This is a genomic window from Azotobacter armeniacus (genome assembly GCF_054779355.1).
Window position 1 is genome coordinate 26961 of the sequence record NZ_BAAGYK010000148.1, and the last position, 22293, is coordinate 49253.

Genomic DNA, 22293 nt, shown 5'->3' on the forward strand with positions numbered 1-22293 from the left:
AAGCCGCAAGCTGCAAACGGAGCCGAGCTCGAGGGCTTGCTTCCGTTTGCAGTTTGAAGCATGTGGCTTGCGGCTGGATTACTGCGATTTTCGGACCCGCAGATACCACTCGGAGAGCAGCCTGACCTGCTTCTCGGTGTAGCCGCGTTCGACCATGCGCGTGACGAAGTCGTTGTGCTTCTGCTGGTCTTCCTTGCTCGCTTTGGCATTGAAGCTGATGACTGGCAGCAGGTCTTCGGTGTTGGAGAACATCTTTTTCTCGATCACCACACGCAACTTTTCGTAGCTGAGCCAGCTGGGGTTCTTGCCGTTGTTGTTGGCACGGGCACGCAGCACAAAGTTGACGATTTCGTTGCGGAAGTCCTTCGGGTTGCTGATGCCGGCCGGCTTCTCGATCTTCTCCAACTCCTCGTTGAGGGCCATGCGGTTGAGGATCTCGCCAGTTTCCGGGTCGCGGTATTCCTGGTCCTGAATCCAGAAGTCGGCGTAGAGCACATAGCGGTCGAAGATGTTCTGCCCGTACTCGCTGTAGGACTCGAGGTAGGCGGTCTGGATCTCCTTGCCGATAAAGTCGATGTAGCGCGGCGCCAGGTATTCCTTGATATAGCGCAGGTAGCGCTCGCGCACCTCCGGCGGGAACTGCTCCTGTTCGATCTGCTGTTCCAGCACGTAGAGCAGATGCACCGGGTTGGCGGCGACTTCGTTGGGGTCGAAGTTGAACACTTTGGAGAGGATCTTGAAGGCGAAGCGGGTCGACAGGCCGTTCATGCCCTCGTCCACCCCGGCGGTGTCGCGGTACTCCTGGATCGACTTGGCCTTGGGGTCGGTGTCCTTCAGATTCTCGCCGTCATAGACGCGCATCTTCGAGTAGATGTTGGAGTTTTCCGGCTCCTTCAGTCGCGAGAGCACGGAGAACTGGGCCAGCATCTTCAGAGTATCAGGCGCGCAGTGGGCCTTGGCCAGCGAGCTGTGGGTCAGCAGCTTGTCGTAGATCTTGATCTCGTCGGCAACGCGCAGGCAGTAGGGCACCTTGACGATGTAGATACGGTCGATGAAGGCCTCGTTGTTCTTGTTGTTGCGGAAGCTGTGCCACTCGGACTCGTTGGAGTGGGCGAGGATGATGCCACTGTAGGGAATCGCGCCGAGGCCTTCGGTGCTGTTGTAGTTGCCTTCCTGGGTGGCGGTCAGCAACGGGTGCAGCACCTTGATTGGCGCCTTGAACATCTCGACGAATTCCATCAGACCCTGGTTGGCACGGCACAGGGCCCCGGAGAAGCTGTAGGCATCGGCGTCGTTCTGCGAGTATTCCTCCAGCTTGCGGATGTCGACCTTGCCGACCAGCGCGGAGATGTCCTGGTTGTTCTCGTCGCCCGGCTCGGTCTTGGCCACCGCGATCTGGTTGAGAATCGAGGGATACAGTTTGATCACGCGGAACTGGCTGATGTCGCCACCGAACTCGTTCAGCCGCTTGGTCGCCCAAGGCGACATAATGGTGGAGAGGTAGCGCTGCGGGATGCCGAAATCCTCTTCCAGGATGGCACCGTCCTCGGCGGCATTGAACAGCCCCAGGGGGGATTCGAACACCGGAGAGTCTTTGATCGCGTAGAAGGGCACCCTTTCCATCAGCTGCTTGAGCTTCTCCGCCAGGGAGGACTTGCCGCCACCCACTGGACCCAGCAGGTAGAGGATCTGCTTCTTCTCTTCCAGGCCCTGGGCCGCATGGCGGAAGTAGGACACGATCTGCTCGATGCAGTCTTCCATACCGTGGAAGTCGGCGAAGGCGGGGTAGCGGCGAATGACCTTATTGGAGAAGATCCGCGACAGCCGCGGGTCGACGGAGGTATCCAGCAACTCCGGCTCGCCGATCGCCATCAGCATCCGCTCGGCAGCCGTGGCATAGGTGCTGCGGTCCTGTTTGCACAGTTCGAGGTACTCCTGGAGGGAGTACTCTTCCTGGCGCGTCGTTTCGTAGCGTTGTTGAAAGTGGCTGAAGATACTCATGTTGTCACCTCGTTCGATGCCCGGAGCCGGCTTTGATTGAAGCATTTGAGGGATCGGCGGTTCGCTGACGCGGGTCAGCCGATGAAATCCCCCTGTCCGAAGGTCATTGCCTTGAAGTGTAGTAGCAAGCCGTGTGCCGGCTTTGCTCGGATGTGGATGGCATAGGAACAAGAATAGTTCGGTATCGACAGTAACACGGTTGCGCGGAGAAATGACAAGGGGACGCGCGATTGCTCGGGCGTTGCAGATGGCTGCTTTCTGAGGGCGGAAAAGGGGCGGATTTTCGGCACGCAATGCTCAGCCCGACCCGTCTGGCGGGTCGGGAAAACATGGTTCAGGCTAGCTCAGGCAAGCTGCTCCGCTTCGCCTTGCGCGACCTCGTTGGGGAAGGTGGCGCGCCACAGCTCGAAGCCACCATCCAGGCTGTAGACCTCGGCGAAGCCCTGCTGGGCCAGGTAGGCCGCGGCTCCCTGGCTGGAGTTGCCGTGGTAGCAGGCGACGATCAGCGGCTGCTCGAAGTCCGCCTGGGCCATGAAGTCGGCAAGGGAGTGGTTGTCCAGGTGTCGTGCGCCGGCGATGTGGCTCAGGGCGTAGCTCTGCGGGTCGCGGATGTCCACCACCACGGCGCCCTGGGTGCGCAGTGCCTGGGCCTGCTGGGGCGGGATACGACGGAATTCGCTCATGAATGCACCTCGATGGCTGAAGCTGGTCGCTCGTCAATGCGGAGAAACTACCCGATCCGCGACCGCCCCACTAGAGCCACTCTTCGCACTGTTGCAGGCACAGCGGTGATACTCGCCGGTGTCCACGTTGAGCAGGGTCAGGCTCCCGCCCCAGACGCAGCCGGTGTCCAGGGCGATCACCCCGGGCTCGTCGCAGCGGCCTTCCAGCGAGGCCCAGTGGCCGAAGAGGATCTTCTGCCCGCGGGTCTTGCGTCGAGGGTGGCTGAACCAGGGGGCGAAGCCGGCCGGCGCGCTGCCCAGGCCTTCCTTGCATTTCAGGTCGAGGGTGCCGTCGGGGGTGCAGAAGCGCATCCGCGTGAGGTAATTGGTGATCACCCGCAGGCGCGCTGCGCCGTGCAGACGGCCGTTCCAGCGCAGTGGCTCGTTGCCGTACATGCCGTCGAGAAATTGCGGCAGCCGGGTGTCGTCCTGGAGGGCTTCCTCGACTTCCCCGGCCAAGCGCAGCGCCTTCTTCAGCGACCACTGCGGGGGAATGCCGGCATGCACCAGGGTGATGCCACGCTCGCCATCATGGTGCAGCAGCTTCTGCCGGCGCAGCCAGTCGAGCAGAACGTCGCGATCGGGGGCCTCGAGGATTTCCCGCAGCGTGTCGCTTTTCTTCAGGCGCTCGATGTCGTGCGCCACGGCCAGCAGGTGCAGGTCATGGTTGCCCAGCGCGCAGGTCACCGAGTCGCGCATGGCATGGAGGAAGCGCAGGCTTTCCAGCGACTGCGGGCCACGATTGACCAAGTCGCCGGTCAGCCACAGGCGATCCCGAGCCGGATCGAAGGTGACCCTGTCCAGCAGGCATTTGAGTGGCTCCAGGCAGCCCTGCAGATCTCCGATTGCATACACAGCCATCAGTGCAGGGCTCCGGGCACGGCCAGGCGGAACGGGTGGATCGGTGCGTCGAAGGGGTGCCCGTCCTCGGCAAGCATCTGGTAGCTGCCCTGCATGGTGCCGACCTGGGTGGTGAGCAGCGTGCCGCTGTCGTAGTTGTGGCTCTGTCCCGGGCCGAGCAGTGGCTGTATGCCGATCACGCCCGGGCCACGGATCTCCTGGACATGGCCGTCGCCATCGGTGATCAGCCAGTGGCGCGATAGCAGCTGGGCCGGCAGCAGGCCGCTGTTACGGATGGTCACGCTGTAGGCGAAAGCATAGCGGTTCTGTTCCGGCTGCGACTGCTCCGGCAGGTAATGGGTCTCGACGCTAACGTCGATCTGATAACGGGGATCTGACATGCGTTGGGCTCTATTGTCGGATGGCTAAACATGGGTTTGAGCTCACTTGAGCGGGCTATGTTCCTTCGCCTGTTCATGCAGGCGGTCGGCCAGGCGGACGAAGGTGGCCAGGTCCAGCTGCTCGGGGCGCAGGCTGCCGTCGACGCCGGCGGCTTCGATGTCCTCGGCGTCGAGCAGGCCCTTGAGGGTGTTGCGCAGGGTTTTGCGGCGCTGGTTGAAGGCCGCGCGGACGACCCGCTCGAGCAGGGCGGGATCCCGGGCCGGATGCGGCAGGGTTTCGTGGGGGATCAGGCGGACGATCGCCGAGTCGACCTTCGGCGGCGGGTTGAAGGCGCCCGGGCCGACGTTGAACAGGTGCTCCACCCGGCAGTGATACTGGACCATGATCGACAGCCGCCCCCAGTCGCCGCCGCCCGGCTCGGCGGCCAGGCGCTCGACCACCTCCTTCTGCAGCATGAAGTGCATGTCGCGGATCAGTCCGGCATGTTCCAGCAGATGGAAGATCAGCGGGGTGGAGATGTTGTAGGGGAGGTTGCCGACGATGCGCAGGCTGTGCGGCGTGCTGCATAATGGGGCGAAATCGAATTTCATCGCATCGCCCTGGTGCAGATGGAAACGCGGATCGAGGCCGAACTTCAGCTTGAGGAGGGGAATCAGGTCGAGGTCGAGTTCGATGACGTCGAGGCGTGCACCACTGCCGAGCAGCCCCTCGGTCAGCGCGCCCTGACCCGGGCCGATTTCGACCAGGTGTTCACCGGCACGCGGGTGGATGGCCCGCAGGATGCGGTGGATCACCCCGGCATCGTGCAGGAAGTTCTGGCCGAAGCGCTTGCGCGCGCGGTGCTGGTACAGCTCGGACATGGGACGGCTCCAAGCTTCAAGCCACAAGCTCAAAGCGAATGCAAAAGGATGCAGTTTAGCAGTGAGGTGGCGGCAAGCTTCAAGCCGTATGCTGCAGGAAAGGCTCGGAAAGGCTGCAGTGATTCCCGCTTCAGCCGACCTGCGGTCGGCTGGCGGTCATCAGGTAGGCGGTTTCCAGCGCCACCTGCAGGCTGCCGGCGTCGATCCGGCCGCTACCGGCCAGATCCAGCGCAGTGCCGTGATCGACCGAGGTGCGCACGATCGGCAGGCCGAGGGTGACGTTGACCGCGGCGCCGAACCCCTTGTACTTGAGGACCGGCAGGCCTTGGTCGTGGTACATCGCCAGCACCGCGTCGCAGTGTTCGAGGTGTCTGGGGGTGAATAGGGTGTCCGCCGGCAGCGGGCCGACCAGTTGCAGGCCTTCGCTGCGCAGACGCTCCAGCGTTGGCTCGATTATCTCGACTTCCTCGCGGCCCAGATAGCCGCCTTCGCCGGCATGCGGATTCAGGCCGCAAACCAGGATGCGCGGGCGGGCGATGCCGAACTTGCCGACCAGGTCGTCATGCAGGATGCGCGTCACCCGCTCCAGACGCTCGGCGGTGATGGCGTCGGCCACCGCGCGCAGCGGCAGGTGGGTGGTGACCAGAGCCACGCGCAGGCCGGCGGTGGCGAGCATCATCACCACCTGTGCGGTGCCGGTCAGCTCGGCGAGGAATTCGGTATGCCCGGAGAAAGGGATGCCGGCCTCGTTGATCACGCCCTTGTGCACCGGCGCGGTGATCATTCCGGCGAAGCCACCGGCGAGGCAGCCCCGACCGGCGCGGCTCAGGGTTTCCAGGACGTAGGCGGCATTCGCCGGATCGAGCCGGCCAGTCTGTACCGTGGCGCGCAGCGGAGTGTCCCAGACATACAGGCTACCGGCCACGGTGGGGGTGGCCGGCCAGGCATCCGGCGCGACGGGAATGAGATCGATGTTTAAACCCAGCTGAGCGGCACGCTCCTCTAGAAGTGTGCGGCTGGCGATGGCGATCAGCACCTGGGCCTGGGCCTGGCGGGCCTGCAGCAGGCACAGGTCGGGACCTATGCCGGCCGGCTCGCCGGGGGTGAGGGCGAAGCGTCGCGGGCTCACAGCTTGGTTTCCACGTAGGCCTCGTCGCGGATCTGGCGCAGCCAGGACTGCAGCTCCTCGTCAAACTTGCGGTTGCGCAGCACGTTGAGTGCCTGCTGCTCGCGGGCCTGTGCGCTGCTGTCGGTGGCGCGGCGCCCGAGCACTTCCAGCACGTGCCAGCCGAACGGGCTCTTGAACGGGGGGGACAACTCCCCGGCGGGGGTATTGGCCATCATGTCGCGGAACTCCGGGACCAGAATGTTCGGGTCGATCCAGTTGAGGTCGCCGCCATTCAGTGCCGAGCCCGGATCTTCCGAGAAGCTCTTCGCCAGCTCGGCGAAGTTCTCGCCGCTGCGGATGCGCTCATGGATGCGTTCGATCAGGACCCGGGCCTCGGCCTCGCGGCGGATCTCGCTCGGCTTGATCAGGATGTGGCGGACGTGCACCTCGTCACGGACCTGGACGCTGCCGCCGCGCTTTTCGAGCAGCTTGATAATGATGTAGCCGCCCGGGGTGCGCACCGGTTCGGTCACTCCGCCGACCGACAGCTGGCTGACCAGGCTGTCGAATGGTGGCGGCAGTTGGGCAGCCTTGCGCCAGCCGATCTCGCCACCTTCCAGTGCGGTTTCGCCGGCCGAGCTGGCGATCGCCAACTGGGCGAAGTCTGTGCCCGCGCGCAGTTGCCGGTAGATGTCCAGCACCCGCTGCTCGGCGGCCTGGATCTCCTCGGGAGAGGCGCCGTCGGGCAGCGGAATGGTGATATTGGCCAGCCGGAACTCTTCTGACAGCTGCAGCTTGCCGAGGTCCGAGGCGAGGAAGCTCTGCACCTCATGGTCGCTGACCTGGATGCGATCGGCCACGACGCGCTGGCGGACGCGGCTGACGATCATCTCGCGGCGCACCTGCTCGCGGGCGTCGGCGAAGGACAGGTCGTCGCGGGCCAGGGCGGCCTGGAACTGCTCGGGGGTCAGGCCGTTACGCTGGGCAATGGTGGCCATCGCCTGGCTGAGCTCTTCGTCACCGATGCGGATGCCGGAGCGCTCGCCGATCTGCAGCTGGATGTTTTCCAGGATCAGCCGCTCCAGCACCTGCGAGCCGAGCTGCTCCCGCGGTGGCAGCTGGGCACCGCGCTTGGCGATGGTCTGCTCGACCTCGCGCAGGCGCTGGTCGAGCTGGCTTTGCATGATCACGTCGTTGTCGACGATGGCGACGACGCGGTCCAGTGGCCGCACCTCGGCGTGCACCGCGCTGCCGAGCAGCAGGGTAGCCAGCAGCAGTGGGCGCAGGCGCTCACTTAGCGTTTTGTTGCTCTTCACGTTCACGGTACCCTTCGATGCCTTGGTCGAGGAAGGCCTCCACCTTGTTGCCCATCACGCCGCCGAGGCCCTTGAACACCACCTGCAGGAAGATGCCCTTGTCGGCCTCGTCGTTGCGGTCCGGGTTGAGGTCGGTCTCGTCGTAGCCGATCCAGTAGCGGTTGATCACCCGCAGCTTCCAGCAGCAGCTGTCGTACTCGAAGCCGCCGAAGGCTTCCAGGGTGCGGCTGCGGCTGTAGTCGTACTGCCAGCGGGCGATGGCGCTCCAGCGCGGAGCGAGCGGCCAGATGGTGGAGAAGTCGTGCTGGTCGATCTTATAGTAGTCCTCGATGTAGTAGGGGTCCCCCGGCCTGCCGTAGTCGGTGCTGTAGTCCCAGCTGCCGCTGGACTGGTTGTAGCGCATCACGTCGTTGCGGTAGCGATAGCCCAGGTTGACGATCTTGTTCGGATTGTCCGCCGGCTGGTAGTGGAACATGACATTGCTGGAGCGCGGGTGGTGGTCGTCCGGGTCCCAGTTGAGCTCGGAGGTCAGGCGCCAGTCGTGGTTGAAGCGGTACAGGTACTCCAGCGCGTAGGGCGAGACCTTGGATTCGGAGTCGTCGCGCTTCTCATGGTCCACGCGCGGCATCTGCACCCGGCGATCCTTGAAGTAGAAGGTCTGGCCGAAGCTGATGCGCTGGCGCTCGAAACCGTTGGCCTCGATCCAGCGGCTGGTCACGCCGAGCGACAGCTGGTTGGCGTCGCCGATGCGGTCCTTGCCGGTGAAGCGGTTGTCGCGCCACAGCGAGGCGTAGCTGAAGACGTGCTCGCCGGTGTCGAACACCGGGATGTCCTCCTGGTCGCGGTAGGGTACATAAAGGTAGTACATCCGCGGTTCCAGGGTCTGGCGGAAGCCCTTGCCGAACCAGTTGACCTTGCGGTCGAAGTAGAGACCGCCGTCCAGGCTATAGAGCGGTACGGTGCGGTCCGGGCTGTCGTCGAAGTTCTGATCGCCGAGCGTGGCCTTGCCCTTGGCATCGAGGTCCAGATCGTAGCGGGTGTGGGCGAGCTTGACCGAGGGCTTGAGGTAGCCCCAGGTCCACTCCAGCGGCAGGCTGACGCCCGGTTCCAGGTGGATGCGGTCGCCTTCGGCGCGGTCCAGACCTGTAATGAGTTCGTCATACCATAGGTCGCCTCTTGTTCCATCAGCATTAACCGGGCCGCCATCTTCATCAATAAATCGGCCGCTGCGCAGGTCGCGCTCGAACTTCACATATTCAGTGCCGTAGGTGAAGTTCAGGCCGTACGGCTGGTATGGCAGGAAGCCGTCGAGGCTGAGCTGCGGCAGGCGGTCATAGGGCGTGGTGTCGGTGACCGAGGTGCGCTCGAAGGCATGCACGTTGAGGCGCGCGGTATAAGTGTCGCCGCGCCAGGTCAGGCTGCCGCGCTGGTTGAGGAAGTCCGGCTGGTCGATGCCCAGGTCGGTCTGCAGATCCTGGAAGTAGTAGGGGTCGCTGATGTCGGTGAAGTCGACCTCGGCCAGCAGGCGCGAGTTCAGTCCGCCGGTGTGCTGCCAGCTGTACATCCAGCGCTGATCCTCGTAGTCCGACTGCAGTTCGCGCTCGTCTTCCTTGTCGTCGATGTAGGCCGCGCCGACCTGGCCTTCGCTGGTCTTGGTCAGGTAGCGGAACTCGCCTTCCAGCAGCAGGCCGCGGTCGGCCATGTAGGTCGGGTAGAGCGTGGCATCGTAGTTCGGCGCCAGGTTGAAGTAGTAGGGCGCCTGCAGGGTCAGGCCGCTGTCGCCCGAGCTGCCGAGGGCCGGCGCCAGGAAGCCGGACTGGCGGCGGTCGTCGATCGGGAACTGGATGTATGGGGTGTAGAACACCGGTAGATCCTTCACCCGCAGCGTCACGTTGGTGGCGGTGCCGCGGCCGGTAGCCGGATTCAGCTTGATATTCTTGCCCTTCAGGGTCCAGGCGTCGCTGCCCGGGTCGCAGGTGGTGTAGGTGCCGTCCTTGAGGCGGATGATCGCGGTTTCCTCGCGCTTGGCGGTGAGCGCGCTGCCGCGGACGTGGCCGCGGTGGATGACGTACTCGACGTTCTCTATCCGCGCCTCGCCGTTGTCCAGCTGGAGCTCGGCGCGGTCGCCGACGATCAGGAAGCCCTTGTCGCGCAGTTTGACGTTGCCGAGCACCTCGCCGCGGTTCTCCAACTGGTGCAGGCGCGCCTCGTCGGCCTCCACCTGCATGCTGCCCTGGCGCATGACCACGTCGCCGGCGATCGAGGTGATCTGCCTCTCCTGGTCGTAGCGCGAGGCCCTGGCGGAGACGTGGGTCGGCGCGTCGCGCAGCGGCGTGTCGTCCTCCAGGCCCGCACGGGGCGGCTCGATGTAGGTGCCGGCGCAGTAGGGGCCGGTTTCCGCCAGTTGCGCCGGGGTGAGCTTCTCCCGCGGAACCCAGTCCAGGTGGCTGTAGTCGGCGCTGCGCGAGGCCAGGGCGCGGCCGCCGCTCTCGGTGACCTGGGTTGGCAGGGGCTCCTCCTTGCCGGGGGCGGCTGTGGGGAGCGCACCGGCGGTGGCGGCCTCGTGCGGGCGCGGCGGCACGGGTCTGGCGCTGGTCTTCGGCGCGCAGTCCCAGCCGCCGGTGGCGGAGGCCTGGCAGTCGAACTGCTCGGCGGCGAGCAGGCGGGCCGAGCCCAGGACCAACAGGCTGCCGGTTACGAGAAGGGGAAACTTTCTGCGGAACAACGAGCGGGGAGGAGTGAGTGCCATCTGAATTTATGTCCGGGCTTCCTGTGCGCCAACAGCCGGTGCGGCACGCCTTCGATAGGCTGGAGTAAGATCGACCATAATAAAGCAATGCGTCTGGCAACGGCTAGGTCCGTGGGAGTAGGGGGTAGTAGATGTCTGTGGATGGTCGATTGGAAAACCTCGAGCGCTGGCTGGCGCGGTGTCTGCCGGCGCTGTTCGCCGAGCGCGGCTGGGAGGCGCCGGGGCCCGCGAGCTTGACTCCGGCGAGCAGTGATGCCAGCTTCCGCCGCTATTTCCGCTGGCAGGACGGCGAGCGCAGCCTGATCGTGATGGATGCGCCGCCACCCCAGGAGGACTGCCGACCGTTCGTCAAGGTCGCCGGGCTGCTCGCCGCTGCCGGCGTGCACGTGCCGGAGATCCTCGCCGCCGATCTCGAGCAGGGCTTTCTGCTGCTCTCCGATCTCGGCCGGCAGACCTACCTGGAAGTGCTCGATGAGCATAAGGCCGACGCTCTCTTCGAGGATGCCCTCGAGGCCCTGCTGGCCTTTCAGCGCCTGCCGCTGGACGCCGGCCTGCCATGCTACGACGAGGCTCTGCTGCGCCGCGAGCTGCAGCTGTTCCCCGACTGGTACCTGCAGCGCCATCTCGGCGTGACCCTGGATGGCGAGCGCCTGGCCGCCTGGCAGCGGGTCTGCGAATTGCTGCTGGAGAGCGCCCTGGCCCAGCCGCGGGTGTTGGTGCACCGCGACTACATGCCGCGCAATCTGATGGCCAGCACGCCCAACCCGGGCGTGCTGGACTTCCAGGATGCGGTCTACGGCCCGGTCAGCTATGACGTCACCTGCCTGTTCAAGGATGCCTTTCTCAGCTGGCCGGAGGCGCGCGTGCGCAGCTGGCTGGAGCGTTACTGGCGGATGGCCGTCGCGGCCGGCATTCCGGTACCGGCGGATCTGGAGGACTTCCTGCGCGCCAGCGACCTGATGGGCGTGCAGCGCCATCTCAAGGTGATCGGCATCTTCGCGCGCATCTGCCATCGCGACGGCAAGCCCAGGTACCTCTCCGACGTGCCGCGCTTCTTCCGCTACATCGAGGCGGTGCTGGCGCGCCGGCCGGAACTGGCGGGGCTCGGCATGTTGCTTGCCAGCCTGCCGCAGGCCGCGGAGCTACCGGCATGAAGGCAATGATCCTGGCTGCCGGCAAGGGCGAGCGCCTGCGCCCGCTGACCCTGCACACCCCCAAGCCGCTGGTGCGCGCCGGCGGCGTGCCGCTCATCGAGTACCACGTGCGCGCCCTGGCTGCCGCGGGGTTCCGCGAGCTGGTGATCAACCACGCCTGGCTCGGCGCGCAGATCGAGGCCTACCTGGGCGATGGCGCGCGCTTCGGCGTGAGCATCGCCTACTCGGCCGAGGGCGCGCCGCTGGAAACCGGCGGCGGCATCCACCGTGCCCTGCCGCTGCTCGGCAGCGAGCCCTTCCTGCTGGTCAATGGCGACATCTGGACCGACTACGACTTCGCCGGCCTGCACCGCGTCCCCGCGGCTCTGGTCCATCTGGTGCTGGTGGACAACCCGGCGCACCACCCGCAGGGCGATTTCCGCCTGCAGGACGGCCGGGTCAGCGCCCGCGACGAACAGACCGGGCTGACCTACAGCGGCATCGCCGTGCTCGACCCGGCGCTGTTCGCCGACTGCCGGCCGGGGGCTTTCAAGCTGGCGCCGCTGCTGCTCGCGGCGATGGCCCGAGGGCAGGTCGGCGGCGAGCACTTCCGTGGGCGCTGGGTGGACGTCGGCACCCACGAGCGTCTCGCCGAGGTCGAGCGGCTGCTGGCGGAGCCGGGCTGAGATGGTCTGGCCGTTCGCTCTGCTGGGGGCCCTGGCCGGCCTGCTGCTGGCCGGGCTGCCCGGGGCCGCGGTTGGCGGCCTGCTCGGCCTGCTGCTGGACCGCCGCCTGAAGCTGGGTTCGTGGCGGCAACTGGCCGAGCGCCTCGGCCTGCGCCAGGCGGAGAACGACCATGAGCTGCTGTTCCACCTGCTCGGTCGTCTGGCGCGGCGCGAGGGACCGGTGCGGGAGGCCCATCTCCGCCAGGCCTGCCGCGAGATGGGGGAGTTCGGCCTGGACGCCCGGGCGCGACAGACCGCCAGCCGGATCTTCGCCCACGGCATGCTCGGGGTCGACGGACTGCGCCGTTCGCTGCAGCGCCTGAGCGGCCAGGCCGAGCGCGTCGAGCGTCTGCTGCGCGCCTGCTGGAGGATGGCCTGGGTCGACGGCAAGGTGACGTCCGCCGAGCGCGAGCTGGTGTTGCTCTGGGGGCGCTGGCTGGGGCGCAGCAACGCCCAGGTCGAAGCGTTGGGCCGCGACTGCGCGCCCCTGCCGGCGCCGTCTGCCGCCGACGGCTACCCGGAAGCCCTGCGCCTGCTCGGCATCCACGCCGACAGCGATCCGGAGACCATCAAGCGCGCCTACCGCCGACTGCTCAGCCGCCACCATCCGGACAAGCTCGCCGGCGCCGGGGCGAGCCCGGCGCGGCTGCACGCCGCCACGGCGCGGACCCGCGAGCTGCACGAGGCCTACCGGCTGGTCCGTGACCGTCACGGCTTCCGCTGATTCCTTCAAGCGGACCGCTCCCGGCCGGCCGGCCCCTGCGCTAGAGTGGCAGGAGGAAGGCCGATCCGGGCGCCCGCGCTTGCCGCTGGCAGCCCATTCTCCTTGAGCGAAGCGCCGCCGCGCGGCCAGTGAGGACCCCATGAGCAGGACCAACGACTCTCTGATGCAACGCCGGATCGCCGCGGTGCCACGCGGCGTCGGGCAGATTCATCCGATCTTCGCCGACCATGCGCGCAATTGCAGCGTGGTCGACGTGGAGGGACGCGAGTACATCGACTTCGCCGGCGGCATTGCCGTGCTCAACACCGGTCACCTGCATCCGAAGATCGTCAAGGCGGTGGAGCGGCAGCTGCACAAGCTTTCCCACACCTGCTTCCAGGTGCTGGCCTACGAGCCCTACGTCGAGCTGTGCGAAAAGCTCAACGCGCGCGTGCCGGGCGACTTCGCCAAGAAGACCCTGCTGGTCAGCACCGGCTCGGAGGCGGTGGAGAATGCCGTGAAGATCGCCCGCGCGGCCACCGGTCGGACCGGGGTGATCGCCTTCACCAATGCCTACCACGGGCGCACCCTGATGACCCTGGCGCTGACCGGCAAGAAGGTCCCCTACGCCGCCGGCATGGGTCTGTTGCCGGGCGGTGTGTTCCGCGCCCGCTACCCCTGCGCGCTGCACGGCGCCGATGTGGCCGAGGCACTGGCCAGCGTCGAGCGGATCTTCAAGAACGACGCCGAGCCGCGCGACATCGCTGCGATCCTCGTCGAGCCGGTGCAGGGCGAGGGCGGCTTCAACGTCGCCCCGCCCGAGTTCATGCGCGGCCTGCGGGCGATCTGCGACCGACACGGTATCCTGCTGATCGCCGATGAGGTGCAGACTGGCGCCGGGCGTACCGGGACCTTCTTCGCCATGGAGCAGATGGGCGTGGCCGCCGACCTCACCGCCTTCGCCAAGTCCATCGCCGGCGGCTTTCCGCTGGCCGGGGTGTGCGGCAAGGCCGAGTACATGGACGCCATCGCCCCCGGCGGGCTCGGCGGCACCTATGCTGGCAGCCCGCTTGCCTGCGCCGCGGCGTTGGCGGTGCTGGAGGTGTTCGAGGAGGAGCGTCTGCTGGAGCGCGCCCGTGGCATCGGCGCGCGGCTGACCGAGGAGCTCCGGGCGATCCAGGCCCGCCACCCGTCGATCGCCGAGGTGCGCGGCCTCGGCGCCATGGTCGCCATGGAGCTGTGCGAGGATGGCGACGTCCGGCGGCCGGCCAGCGCGCTGACCGGGCAGATCGTCGCCCGGGCGCGGGACAAGGGGATGATCCTCTTGTCCTGCGGCAGCTACGGCAACGTGCTGCGCTTCTTGATGCCGCTGACCGTGCCGGACGAGTTGCTCGACCGCGGCCTGGCGATCCTCGCCAAGTGCTTCGACGAGCTGGACTGAGCCGGCAGCGGTCCGCTTCGCGCAAGGGCAGGGCAGGCTACTGCCCTTGCCGCACCGGCGGCGAAGCGGGAAACTGCACATCTTTTTTGCCGCAAGTCGCTTCGAGGTACCCATGCAGCCCTTCGCCATCGCCCCGTCGATTCTCTCCGCCGACTTCGCCCGCCTGGGCGAAGAGGTGGACAAGGTCCTCGCCGCCGGCGCCGACATCATCCACTTCGACGTGATGGACAACCACTATGTGCCCAACCTGACCATAGGCCCGATGGTCTGTACGGCGCTGCGCAGGTACGGCATCACCGCGCCGATCGACGTGCACCTGATGGTCAAGCCGGTCGACCGTATCATCGGTGACTTCCTCGAAGCCGGCGCCAGCTACATCACCTTCCATCCCGAGGCCTCCGAGCACATCGACCGCTCCCTCCAGCTGATTCGCGACGGCGGCGCCAAGGCCGGCCTGGTGTTCAACCCGGCGACCCCGCTGGACTGCCTGAAATACGTGATGGACAAGCTCGACATGGTGCTGCTGATGAGCGTCAACCCCGGCTTCGGCGGCCAGAAGTTCATCCCCCGCACCCTCGACAAGCTGCGCGAGACGCGCGCGCTGATCGACGCCAGCGGCCAGGACATCCGCCTGGAGATCGACGGAGGAATCAATGTGAAGAACATCGGCGAGATCGCCGCTGCCGGTGCCGATACCTTCGTCGCCGGCTCGGCGATCTTCGGCCAGCCCGACTACAAGGCGGTGATCGACGCCATGCGCGCCGAACTGGCCCGGGTGCGCCCATGACGCCCCTGCACGGGCTGTTCGGCGGGCGCCTGCCGAAACTGGCGATGTTCGATCTCGACGGCACCCTGGTGGACTCGGTGCCGGACCTGGCGGCGGCGGTGGACCGCATGCTCGTCCAGCTCGGCCGGGCGCCGGCCGGCGTCGAGCGGGTGCGCCTGTGGATTGGCAACGGCGCGCCGGTGCTGGTGCGTCGCGCCCTGGCCGGCAGCCTCGAACACACGCAGGTGGACGCGGCCGAGGCCGAGACGGCGCTGGCGCTGTTCATGGAGGCCTATGCCGACAACCACGCGCTGACCCGCGTCTATCCCGGCGTGCCGGAAACCCTCGACTGGCTGCACGAGCGGGAAGTGCAACTGGCCCTGATCACCAACAAGCCGGAGCGCTTTTTGCCCGAGCTGCTGGCCGACAAGGGCCTGGACAGCTACTTCCGCTGGATCGTTGGCGGCGACACCCTGCCGCAGCAGAAGCCCGATCCGGCGGCGCTGCTCTGGGTGATGAGCAAGGCCGGCGTGGCGGCGGAGGAGGCGCTGTTCATCGGCGACTCGCGCAACGATGTGCTGGCCGCCCGGGCGGCGGGCGTCGCCTGCGTGGCGCTGTCCTACGGCTACAACCACGGCCGGCCGATCGCCGAGGAGGGGCCGGCGCTGGTGCTCGACGTGTTGTCCGGGCTGGTTGATTCGGCACCCGCGGCTGCGCTAGTGTGACTGCCTCCGTTGTCCATTCCGCCTCCGAGAGAAACGCAATCGTGGTGGTTTCCCGCAAACTCTGGATGAAGGTCATCAAGGCCCTGGCCCGCTGGCGCTGGCGCGCCTGACGACATCCCCTGCCGGTTCGCCGGCGCGTTTGCCCCTTCCTTTTATATCTCCGCCCGCCACGAGGCTGATTCATGACCCGCGAAGAATTCCTGCGCCTGGCCGCCGAAGGCTACAACAGCATTCCGCTCGCCTGCGAAACCCTCGCCGACTTCGACACCCCGCTGTCGATCTACCTGAAACTCTCCGACGCCCCCCACTCCTACCTGCTCGAGTCGGTGCAGGGCGGCGAGAAGTGGGGCCGCTACTCGATCATCGGCCTGCCGGCGCGCACCGTGCTGCGTGTCCATGGCCATCGGGTGACGGTGAGCGTGGATGGCGAGGAGGTGGAACGCCACGATTGCGCGGACCCGCTGGCCTTCGTCGAGCAGTTCAAGGCGCGCTACAAGGTGCCGACCCTGCCGGGACTGCCGCGCTTCAACGGCGGCCTGGTCGGCTACTTCGGCTATGACTGTGTGCGCTATGTCGAAAAGCGCCTGGCGCACTGTCCGAACCCCGACCCGCTGGGCACCCCGGATATCCTGCTGATGGTGTCCGACGCCGTGGTGGTGTTCGACAATCTGGCCGGCAAGATGCACCTTATCGTTCTCGCCGACCCTAACGAGGCGGATGCCTTCGAGCAGGGCCAAGCCCACCTGCAGACGCTGCTGAAGCGGCTGCGCCAGCCGCTGGCGCCACGCCAGGGCATCGACCTTGGTGCCCCGGCCGGCGCCGAGCCGGCGTTCCGCGCGAGCTTCACCCGCGACGATTACGAGCGCGCAGTGATGCGCATCAAGGAGTACATTCTCGCCGGTGACTGTATGCAGGTGGTGCCTTCGCAGCGCATGTCGATCGACTTCAAGGCCGCGCCCATCGACCTGTACCGGGCGCTGCGCTGCTTCAACCCGACTCCCTACATGTACTTCTTCAACTTCGGCGATTTCCATGTGGTCGGCTCCTCGCCGGAAGTGCTGGTGCGGGTCGAGGACGGCCTGGTCACGGTGCGCCCGATCGCCGGCACCCGCCCGCGCGGGGCGACCGAGGAGGCGGACCTGGCCCTGGAGCGCGACCTGCTCTCCGATGCCAAGGAAATCGCCGAGCATCTGATGCTGATCGACCTCGGCCGCAACGACGTTGGCCGGGTCGCCGACACCGGCTCGGTGAAGGTCACTGACCGGATGGTCATCGAGCGCTACTCCAATGTCATGCACATCGTCTCCAACGTCACCGGCCACCTCAAGCAAGGACTGACCGCGATGGACGCGCTGCGCGCCATCCTGCCCGCCGGCACCCTCTCCGGCGCACCGAAGATCCGCGCCATGGAGATCATCGACGAGCTGGAGCCGGTCAAGCGCGGGGTCTACGGCGGCGCCGTCGGTTATCTGGCGTGGAACGGCAACATGGACACCGCGATCGCCATCCGCACCGCGGTGATCAAGGACGGCGAGCTGCACGTACAGGCCGGCGGCGGCATCGTCGCCGACTCGGTGCCGGCGCTGGAGTGGGAGGAAACCATCAACAAGCGCCGCGCCATGTTCCGCGCCGTGGCCCTGGCCGAGCAGGGCAAGGCCTGATCCGAAGCCGCTGGGGTTGTACCCGGCTCGGGGTACAGATCGTAGGGCGGGTGAAACCCGCCGAACATGGAGCGGGGCCGCACCGAAATCGGCGGGTTTCACCCGCCCTACGGCGCTGTAGGGTGGGCAACGGCGCAGCCTTGCCCAGAACGCATTATCCCTACGCCGGATCGAGTGCCAGACGCAGGGGGATCATCGGCGAGCGGGCGAAGCCCTGGCGGGCGTAGAAGCGCTGGGCGTCGCGGTTGTCGGCATCGGTCAGCAGGGTGATGCGTCGGCAGCCGCGTACCCGGGCGGTGGCGATGGCCGCCTCCAGCAACTGCGTGCCGAGGCCGTGGTCGCGGGCCGCGGCATCCACCACCATGTCCTCGAGTAACGCCACCGGCGTGCCCAGCGCGGTGGAGACGGTGTAGAGCAGATTGACCATGCCGAGGATGTGCCCGTCCTCGTCGGCGACGAGGATCTCGCCGACTGCCGGACGCTCGATGATCGCCGCCAGGCCGCGCTGCTGTGCGGCGCGGTCGGGGGTGAATTCGGCTTCCTGGGCGAACAACTGGTCGAGCAGACGGCACAGCGCCGGAATGTCGGCGGATGTGGTGGAGCGGATGTGCATCGGACGGGTCTCCGGGGGATCGGATCGCCATTATGATGCGCCCGGCGCTCCCGTGCTGCGGGTCTACAGGGTCTTGGACACCGAGACGACGAAGTTGGCGTTGCAGTAGGTGTCGTTGCCGACGAAGTTCTTGCATTCCTCGTTCTTGAGGTCGGTCTGGGTATAGGCCAGGCCGAACTGCAGGCCGAGATACTCCTTGGTCAGGGCGAGATACCAGTCGAAGTAGCTGTCCTCGCCCTTGGTCGCGCCGTCCTTGAAGAAGGTATCGTCCTTGAAGTCGTACTTGCCGAAGCGCATGGCCAGTCCCATTCCGTAGGGCAGGCCGCGTTCGTAGCCGATGTAGGTGTAGACGACGTTGTTGTCGCTGCTGACGTCGTCCGAGTAGTTGATCCCGACCTTGAAGCCGTAGGCGGAGAGGTTGCCGTAGAACTCGCTGTAGTTCAGATCGGCATCCTTCAGGTCGTCGCCGGGATAGTCGTACTTGAGCCAGCCCACGTCGAAGGCCAGGGTCTCGGTGATGTTGCCGCCGTAGCCGGCGTAGTAGTTGTATTCCACCGGGGCGTCGGAGAACTCGAAGTCGACGTTGGAGGCCCAGATGCCGACGTACAGGCCGCTTTCATGGACGACGTCCAGTCCGCCCTGGATGGCCGGGTCGCCCTTGGTTTGCGAGATGCCGCGGAAGATGTACTCGGAGGCCAGGGTGGCGTTGGCACTGACCTCGAACTGGCCGATGGCAGTGTCCACTGTCGTCCCCGCCATGGCGATGCAACTGCCGGCCACGGCGCCTGCGGCAGTGAGGGCGAGGGTTGTTTTCTTGAGCATGACTCTTCTGTCCTTGGTGGTTGCCGTGCGCGTGTTCTGCGCTTGTCCTGATTGGATCCGGTAAAGCTGTTTTTGAGATAAGCACAGGGCTTGTCAGCCATCAAAAAACTTCATGAAAAAAAGCATTCCAGGCTTTTTCGTGGATTCTCTGCACCAACTTTGAGCACGTTGAGCCTGTGTCGTGTATTGCCCCGGTGCGCCTGGCAGGATCTGCGCATAAGGTTGTCGCGGCTGCACCGCCAGCAGGCAGTCTCCGGCCTTGCGATAGGGCATGGGCCTGACGGAATGGCCTTGTCGGGGCACGGGGTGGGGCTGGTGCGGGCAAAGCGCAGGTTGCTCCAGAAGGGGGCGGTCCTGTGTCCAGTGCCCGGTTTTCAATCGCCGGTGCAGGTCAGCCGTTTCGCAAGGGCAGACTGATCCGCGCCCGCAGGCCTGGACCGGGCTGCTCGGAGAGTTCCAGGCGGCCGCCGTGCCCACGGGCGATGCATCGACGATGGCCAGGTCGTGGCCGGCGCCCGCTGCTTCGCCGCGGGCGCTCACGCCGCGGCGGAAGGTCTGCTTCAGCTCGTTGTGAATGCCTTGGGCCTCTCGCTGGCGGCGCCTGCATTTGCGGCAATCAAAGTCCATCGGCCGCGTTTCAGCGTAGTGATGTAGGTAGAGGAAGAGCCGGGTTGCAGTGATGAGCTTGGCCGGGCATGGCTAACCCCGCATTGAACTGGCTCGTTCATGGCCAGTCGTACCTGAATGAAAGGCATCGACCACGAAGCGGTTCGCCGCGATCCGAGGACCGATCCGCATGCAGAAATCGCCAGCTTCGCCTTGGTGGAAAGGCGCCGTTATCTATCAGGTTTATCCAGGTTCCTTCGCCGACAGCAATGGCGACGGTATTGGTGATCTGCCAGGGCTGATCAGTCGCCTTGACTACCAGCAACAGCCCGGCGTCGAGGCTCTCTGGCCGTCGCCGATTTATCGCTCGCCGATGTCCGACGCTGGCTACGACATCAGTGACTACTGCGCTGTCGACCTGCGCTGCCTGGCTGGCGAGGTGATGGCGCACATCAACGACCGCCCCTACAGCCACGAAGCGCTGCGCGGCCTGCGCCCTCTGGTGGACGGCTATTCCGGCGAGCGGGTGCCGATCGGCGAAGTCAATATCCGCTCCACCGCGCGGATCGTCGAATACTACGGTGCCGGCGACGAGTTGCACATGGCGTTCAATATCCTGCCGCTGGACGCCCCCTGGGACGCGGTGACCTTCCGCCTGTGCATCAGCGAGGTCGAGGAGTCGCTGGGCGTGGCCCACTCCTGGCCAACTTCGACCCTACAGCTCTACCGCCGGTTGCTGACGATTCGCCGTGCCAGCCCGGCGCTGCATTCGGGCGATTGGGAAGAGCTTCCTTTGCACCCCGAAGTGCTGGCGTACCGCCGCCGCCGGCACGGCAGCGACCAGCGCATCGTCTGCATCAACTTCGCCGAGCAGCCTCATGCCTTTCCCCTGGCTGGCGACTGGCAGGTCGAAATCGCCAGCGATGACCAGGGCGATGGCGCGTCCTTCATCGGCAAGCTGAACGCCGAGCAAGCACTGATCCTCAAGCCAAAGGAAGCTTGAACATGCGCCCCCTCTGGTATCGCAACGCGGTGATCTACCAGATCGATCCCTCGTTGTTCCGCGACAGCGATGGCGATGGCTGCGGTGATTTGCGTGGCGTCACCGAGCGCCTGGACTACGTGCGCGGGATGGGGGCCTCAGCGATCTGGCTGATGCCGATCTACGCCTCACCGTTCCGTGACGCCGGCTACGACGTCAGCGACCACATGGCCGTCAACCCGCGCTTCGGAGATCTGGCCGACGTGGTCGCCCTGCTGGAAAAGGCCGAGGAACTGGGGCTCCACGTCATCCTCGAACTGGTCGTGCAGCACACCTCGGACCAGCATCCCTGGTTCCAGCAGGCGCGCCAGGATCGCAACTCCCGCTACCGGGACTATTACCTGTGGTCCGACAAGCCGGTGGAAACCAAGGTCGAACCGATCTTTCCCACAGTCGAGGAAGAGGTCTGGCACTGGGACGAGGAGGCCGGCCAGTACTATCGCCACCTGTTCTACCACCATGAACCGGACCTCAACCTGGCCAATTCCAAGGTTATCGAGGAAATCGAGCGGATCATGTCGTTCTGGTTGCGCCTGGGGGTTTCCGGCTTCCGGCTCGACGCCGCCTCGCACCTGATCGAGCAGGCCGGACGAGGCGAGGCAAAGGCCGGCGTCTGGCTACTCGACCACCTGCGCGACTTCATCACCCTGCGTCGCCCGGAAGCCATCCTGATGGGCGAGGTGGATATCGAGCCGGAAGGCTATGTCCAGTACTTCGGCGAAGGCGACCGTCTCACCCTGCTGCTGGATTTCTGGGTAAACAACCATCTCTACCTGGCAATGGCCCGTGGCGAGGCCGAGCCCTTGCACCGCGCTATCGCCAGCCAACCGGTGCCGCCCGCGCGGGCGCAGTATGCGGTGTGGCTACGCAACCACGACGAGCTCGACCTGGAGCGCCTGAGCGAAACCGAGCGCGAGGAGGTCATGCAGGCCTTCGCCCCGGAGCCGAACATGCGTGCCTACGAACGCGGCATCCGCCGACGTCTGGCGCCGATGCTCGGAGGCGACCCGCGGCGCCTGGCACTGGCCAACGCCATACTCTTTTCCCTGCCCGGTACGCCGATCCTGCGCTATGGCGAAGAAATCGGCATGGGCGACGATCTCTCGTTGCCCGAGCGGCTGGCGGTGCGCACGCCGATGCAGTGGTCCGACGAACCCAACGGCGGCTTCTCCTGCGCACGTCCCGAGGCGCTGGTGGCACCGCCGATCGACGAGGGCCCGTTCGCCTACAGTGCCGTCAACGTCTACGCCCAGGCCCTCTGCAACGACTCGCTGCTGGCGCATACCAGCAACATGATGCGTACGCGCATCGGCCTCACGGAGATCGGTTCCGGCACCTACCGCCCGGTAAAGGTCGACTGCCCGAGCGTGTTCGCCATCCGTTACGACGGCGACTCGACCCTGCTGATGCTGGCCAATCTCTCGCAGGAGGAGGTCGAGGTGCAGGTGGAGGAAAGCGATCTGCAGGACTTCGCCGACATCCTCGCCGACAGCCTGTACGAGCAGTCACAGGGGCATCCGCTGCGCCTGCGCCTGCGCGGATACGGCTACCGCTGGCTGAGGCGCAGGCAGCAGCTCTTCGGTTGAACAGCAGCGGCCAACGGAGTTGTTGGGAGGGCAGGATGTTACCGTATGTCATGAATATCGGCAGGCCGGCCGCCTGGCTGTGCGCGAGGAACAGGACATCGTCTACCGCGGGCCCTGCCCGCCGAAAACCCGCTCCGGCGAGGCGGTGCCGCAGGGCGACTGGCGCGAGACGGTCGAGCCGACCGCCACGCTGTTGTTCCGCTATTCCTATTCCGCGGTGGCCTTCAACGGCCATTGCATCCACTACGACTAGCCCTACGTCACCAAAACCGAGAGCTAACCCGGCCGCGCGTCTGCGCCGCTTCGCCTATCGCGGCCTGCGCCCGCTGATCGCGCCGGAACCCTTCGAGGGCAGCGGATGCATCGATGCGCCGGGGCACGCCGAGTTGTGGGCCGGCAGCGCCAACGGCATCGCCCAGAAGGGCGAGGTCTGGTTCGACTGAGCACGCCCGCGTGTCGGCGCTGCCTGGCG

Annotated in this window: 20 protein-coding genes and 1 pseudogene; 10 read left to right on the top strand and 11 right to left on the bottom strand. The window is 66.1% G+C overall.

Annotation, left to right across the window (positions count from 1 at the left end; all coding sequences use genetic code 11):
- Positions 1–78: 78 nt before the first annotated feature.
- From ACYVD0_RS19365 to ACYVD0_RS19400, 8 genes are all read right to left on the bottom strand, one after another.
- Positions 79–2001 (bottom strand): PrkA family serine protein kinase, encoded by a 1923-nt coding sequence (locus ACYVD0_RS19365; protein WP_460428315.1) that lies wholly within the window; start codon positions 1999–2001, stop codon positions 79–81.
- A 344-nt stretch (positions 2002–2345) separates the two neighbouring features.
- Positions 2346–2684: a thiosulfate sulfurtransferase GlpE gene (gene glpE / locus ACYVD0_RS19370; RefSeq protein ID WP_460428316.1), complete on the bottom strand. Its 339-nt coding sequence runs from the start codon at positions 2682–2684 to the stop codon at positions 2346–2348.
- A 33-nt stretch (positions 2685–2717) separates the two neighbouring features.
- On the bottom strand, positions 2718–3584 hold the full coding sequence (locus ACYVD0_RS19375; RefSeq protein WP_460428317.1) for a diadenosine tetraphosphatase: 867 nt from the start codon (positions 3582–3584) through the stop codon (positions 2718–2720).
- Complete coding sequence (apaG, locus tag ACYVD0_RS19380; protein WP_460428318.1) at positions 3584–3964, bottom strand: Co(2+)/Mg(2+) efflux protein ApaG; 381 nt, start codon at positions 3962–3964, stop codon at positions 3584–3586. The genes ACYVD0_RS19375 and apaG overlap by 1 nt, the downstream gene beginning before the upstream one ends.
- 42 nt (positions 3965–4006) lie before the next feature.
- Positions 4007–4825 (bottom strand): ribosomal RNA small subunit methyltransferase A, encoded by an 819-nt coding sequence (rsmA, locus tag ACYVD0_RS19385; protein WP_460428319.1) that lies wholly within the window; start codon positions 4823–4825, stop codon positions 4007–4009.
- Between the two features lie 130 nt (positions 4826–4955).
- Entirely contained in the window at positions 4956–5954 is a 999-nt protein-coding gene (gene pdxA, locus ACYVD0_RS19390) for a 4-hydroxythreonine-4-phosphate dehydrogenase PdxA (protein ID WP_460428320.1), read from the bottom strand.
- Positions 5951–7255, bottom strand: a complete 1305-nt coding sequence (locus tag ACYVD0_RS19395; protein WP_460428321.1) for a peptidylprolyl isomerase family protein — start codon at positions 7253–7255, stop codon at positions 5951–5953. Before ACYVD0_RS19395 ends, pdxA begins: the two co-directional genes overlap by 4 nt.
- Positions 7224–9998 carry an LPS-assembly protein LptD gene (locus ACYVD0_RS19400; RefSeq protein ID WP_460428322.1) on the bottom strand — a complete coding sequence of 925 codons (2775 nt, stop codon included), beginning with the start codon at positions 9996–9998 and terminating at the stop codon, positions 7224–7226. The genes ACYVD0_RS19395 and ACYVD0_RS19400 overlap by 32 nt, the downstream gene beginning before the upstream one ends.
- A 131-nt stretch (positions 9999–10129) precedes the next feature.
- On the opposite strand from ACYVD0_RS19400, the gene ACYVD0_RS19405 reads away from it, so the two are divergent.
- The 7 genes from ACYVD0_RS19405 (at position 10130) to trpE (ending at position 17152) form a co-directional block, all read left to right on the top strand.
- Entirely contained in the window at positions 10130–11152 is a 1023-nt protein-coding gene (locus tag ACYVD0_RS19405) for an aminoglycoside phosphotransferase family protein (RefSeq protein WP_460428323.1), read from the top strand.
- Positions 11149–11817, top strand: a complete 669-nt coding sequence (gene murU, locus ACYVD0_RS19410) for a nucleotidyltransferase family protein (RefSeq protein ID WP_460428324.1) — start codon at positions 11149–11151, stop codon at positions 11815–11817. Before ACYVD0_RS19405 ends, murU begins: the two co-directional genes overlap by 4 nt.
- Before the next feature lies 1 nt (position 11818).
- Positions 11819–12580: a co-chaperone DjlA gene (locus tag ACYVD0_RS19415; RefSeq protein WP_460428325.1), complete on the top strand. Its 762-nt coding sequence runs from the start codon at positions 11819–11821 to the stop codon at positions 12578–12580.
- A 139-nt stretch (positions 12581–12719) separates the two neighbouring features.
- The gene (gabT, locus tag ACYVD0_RS19420) at positions 12720–14000 is read left to right on the top strand and encodes a PLP-dependent aminotransferase family protein (protein ID WP_460428326.1); all 1281 of its coding nucleotides are present in this window, start codon (positions 12720–12722) and stop codon (positions 13998–14000) included.
- 112 nt (positions 14001–14112) lie between these two features.
- Entirely contained in the window at positions 14113–14787 is a 675-nt protein-coding gene (gene rpe / locus ACYVD0_RS19425; protein WP_460428327.1) for a ribulose-phosphate 3-epimerase, read from the top strand.
- Positions 14784–15491: a phosphoglycolate phosphatase gene (locus ACYVD0_RS19430; protein ID WP_460428328.1), complete on the top strand. Its 708-nt coding sequence runs from the start codon at positions 14784–14786 to the stop codon at positions 15489–15491. The genes rpe and ACYVD0_RS19430 overlap by 4 nt, the downstream gene beginning before the upstream one ends.
- A gap of 182 nt (positions 15492–15673) precedes the next feature.
- Positions 15674–17152 (top strand): anthranilate synthase component I family protein, encoded by a 1479-nt coding sequence (trpE, locus tag ACYVD0_RS19435; RefSeq protein WP_460428329.1) that lies wholly within the window; start codon positions 15674–15676, stop codon positions 17150–17152.
- Between the two features lie 160 nt (positions 17153–17312).
- Here the strand turns inward: trpE and ACYVD0_RS19440 are convergent, their stop codons facing one another.
- The 3 genes from ACYVD0_RS19440 to ACYVD0_RS19450 all read right to left on the bottom strand — a co-directional run bounded on the left by ACYVD0_RS19440 (position 17313) and on the right by ACYVD0_RS19450 (position 19214).
- Entirely contained in the window at positions 17313–17765 is a 453-nt protein-coding gene (locus ACYVD0_RS19440; protein ID WP_460428330.1) for a GNAT family N-acetyltransferase, read from the bottom strand.
- A gap of 63 nt (positions 17766–17828) precedes the next feature.
- The gene (locus ACYVD0_RS19445) at positions 17829–18587 is read right to left on the bottom strand and encodes a TorF family putative porin (protein ID WP_460428331.1); all 759 of its coding nucleotides are present in this window, start codon (positions 18585–18587) and stop codon (positions 17829–17831) included.
- A 93-nt stretch (positions 18588–18680) separates the two neighbouring features.
- On the bottom strand, positions 18681–19214 hold the full coding sequence (locus ACYVD0_RS19450) for a hypothetical protein (protein WP_460428332.1): 534 nt from the start codon (positions 19212–19214) through the stop codon (positions 18681–18683).
- 169 nt (positions 19215–19383) lie between these two features.
- Here ACYVD0_RS19450 and ACYVD0_RS19455 point away from each other — a divergent pair, with 169 nt between their 5' ends.
- The 3 genes and pseudogenes from ACYVD0_RS19455 to ACYVD0_RS19465 all read left to right on the top strand — a co-directional run.
- Positions 19384–20196, top strand: a complete 813-nt coding sequence (locus ACYVD0_RS19455; protein WP_460428333.1) for an alpha-amylase family protein — start codon at positions 19384–19386, stop codon at positions 20194–20196.
- A gap of 2 nt (positions 20197–20198) precedes the next feature.
- Positions 20199–21821 (top strand): alpha-amylase family protein, encoded by a 1623-nt coding sequence (locus tag ACYVD0_RS19460; RefSeq protein WP_460428334.1) that lies wholly within the window; start codon positions 20199–20201, stop codon positions 21819–21821.
- Positions 21822–21858: 37 nt separating this feature from the next.
- Positions 21859–22264, top strand: a pseudogene (locus ACYVD0_RS19465) (HTD2 family dehydratase); the annotation flags it as partial.
- Positions 22265–22293 lie beyond the last annotated feature (29 nt).

Excerpts from the sequence above, each read along its gene's own strand:
- ACYVD0_RS19365 (WP_460428315.1), bottom strand. The coding sequence starts at position 2,001 with ATGAGTATCTTCAGCCACTTTCAACAACGCTACGAAACGACGCGCCAG.
- glpE (WP_460428316.1), bottom strand. The coding sequence starts at position 2,684 with ATGAGCGAATTCCGTCGTATCCCGCCCCAGCAGGCCCAGGCACTGCGC.
- ACYVD0_RS19375 (WP_460428317.1), bottom strand. The coding sequence starts at position 3,584 with ATGGCTGTGTATGCAATCGGAGATCTGCAGGGCTGCCTGGAGCCACTC.
- apaG (WP_460428318.1), bottom strand. The coding sequence starts at position 3,964 with ATGTCAGATCCCCGTTATCAGATCGACGTTAGCGTCGAGACCCATTAC.
- rsmA (WP_460428319.1), bottom strand. The coding sequence starts at position 4,825 with ATGTCCGAGCTGTACCAGCACCGCGCGCGCAAGCGCTTCGGCCAGAAC.
- ACYVD0_RS19400 (WP_460428322.1), bottom strand. The coding sequence starts at position 9,998 with ATGGCACTCACTCCTCCCCGCTCGTTGTTCCGCAGAAAGTTTCCCCTT.
- ACYVD0_RS19405 (WP_460428323.1), top strand. The coding sequence starts at position 10,130 with ATGTCTGTGGATGGTCGATTGGAAAACCTCGAGCGCTGGCTGGCGCGG.
- murU (WP_460428324.1), top strand. The coding sequence starts at position 11,149 with ATGAAGGCAATGATCCTGGCTGCCGGCAAGGGCGAGCGCCTGCGCCCG.
- ACYVD0_RS19415 (WP_460428325.1), top strand. The coding sequence starts at position 11,819 with ATGGTCTGGCCGTTCGCTCTGCTGGGGGCCCTGGCCGGCCTGCTGCTG.
- gabT (WP_460428326.1), top strand. The coding sequence starts at position 12,720 with ATGAGCAGGACCAACGACTCTCTGATGCAACGCCGGATCGCCGCGGTG.
- rpe (WP_460428327.1), top strand. The coding sequence starts at position 14,113 with ATGCAGCCCTTCGCCATCGCCCCGTCGATTCTCTCCGCCGACTTCGCC.
- ACYVD0_RS19430 (WP_460428328.1), top strand. The coding sequence starts at position 14,784 with ATGACGCCCCTGCACGGGCTGTTCGGCGGGCGCCTGCCGAAACTGGCG.
- trpE (WP_460428329.1), top strand. The coding sequence starts at position 15,674 with ATGACCCGCGAAGAATTCCTGCGCCTGGCCGCCGAAGGCTACAACAGC.
- ACYVD0_RS19440 (WP_460428330.1), bottom strand. The coding sequence starts at position 17,765 with ATGCACATCCGCTCCACCACATCCGCCGACATTCCGGCGCTGTGCCGT.
- ACYVD0_RS19445 (WP_460428331.1), bottom strand. The coding sequence starts at position 18,587 with ATGCTCAAGAAAACAACCCTCGCCCTCACTGCCGCAGGCGCCGTGGCC.
- ACYVD0_RS19450 (WP_460428332.1), bottom strand. The coding sequence starts at position 19,214 with ATGGACTTTGATTGCCGCAAATGCAGGCGCCGCCAGCGAGAGGCCCAA.
- ACYVD0_RS19455 (WP_460428333.1), top strand. The coding sequence starts at position 19,384 with ATGCAGAAATCGCCAGCTTCGCCTTGGTGGAAAGGCGCCGTTATCTAT.
- ACYVD0_RS19460 (WP_460428334.1), top strand. The coding sequence starts at position 20,199 with ATGCGCCCCCTCTGGTATCGCAACGCGGTGATCTACCAGATCGATCCC.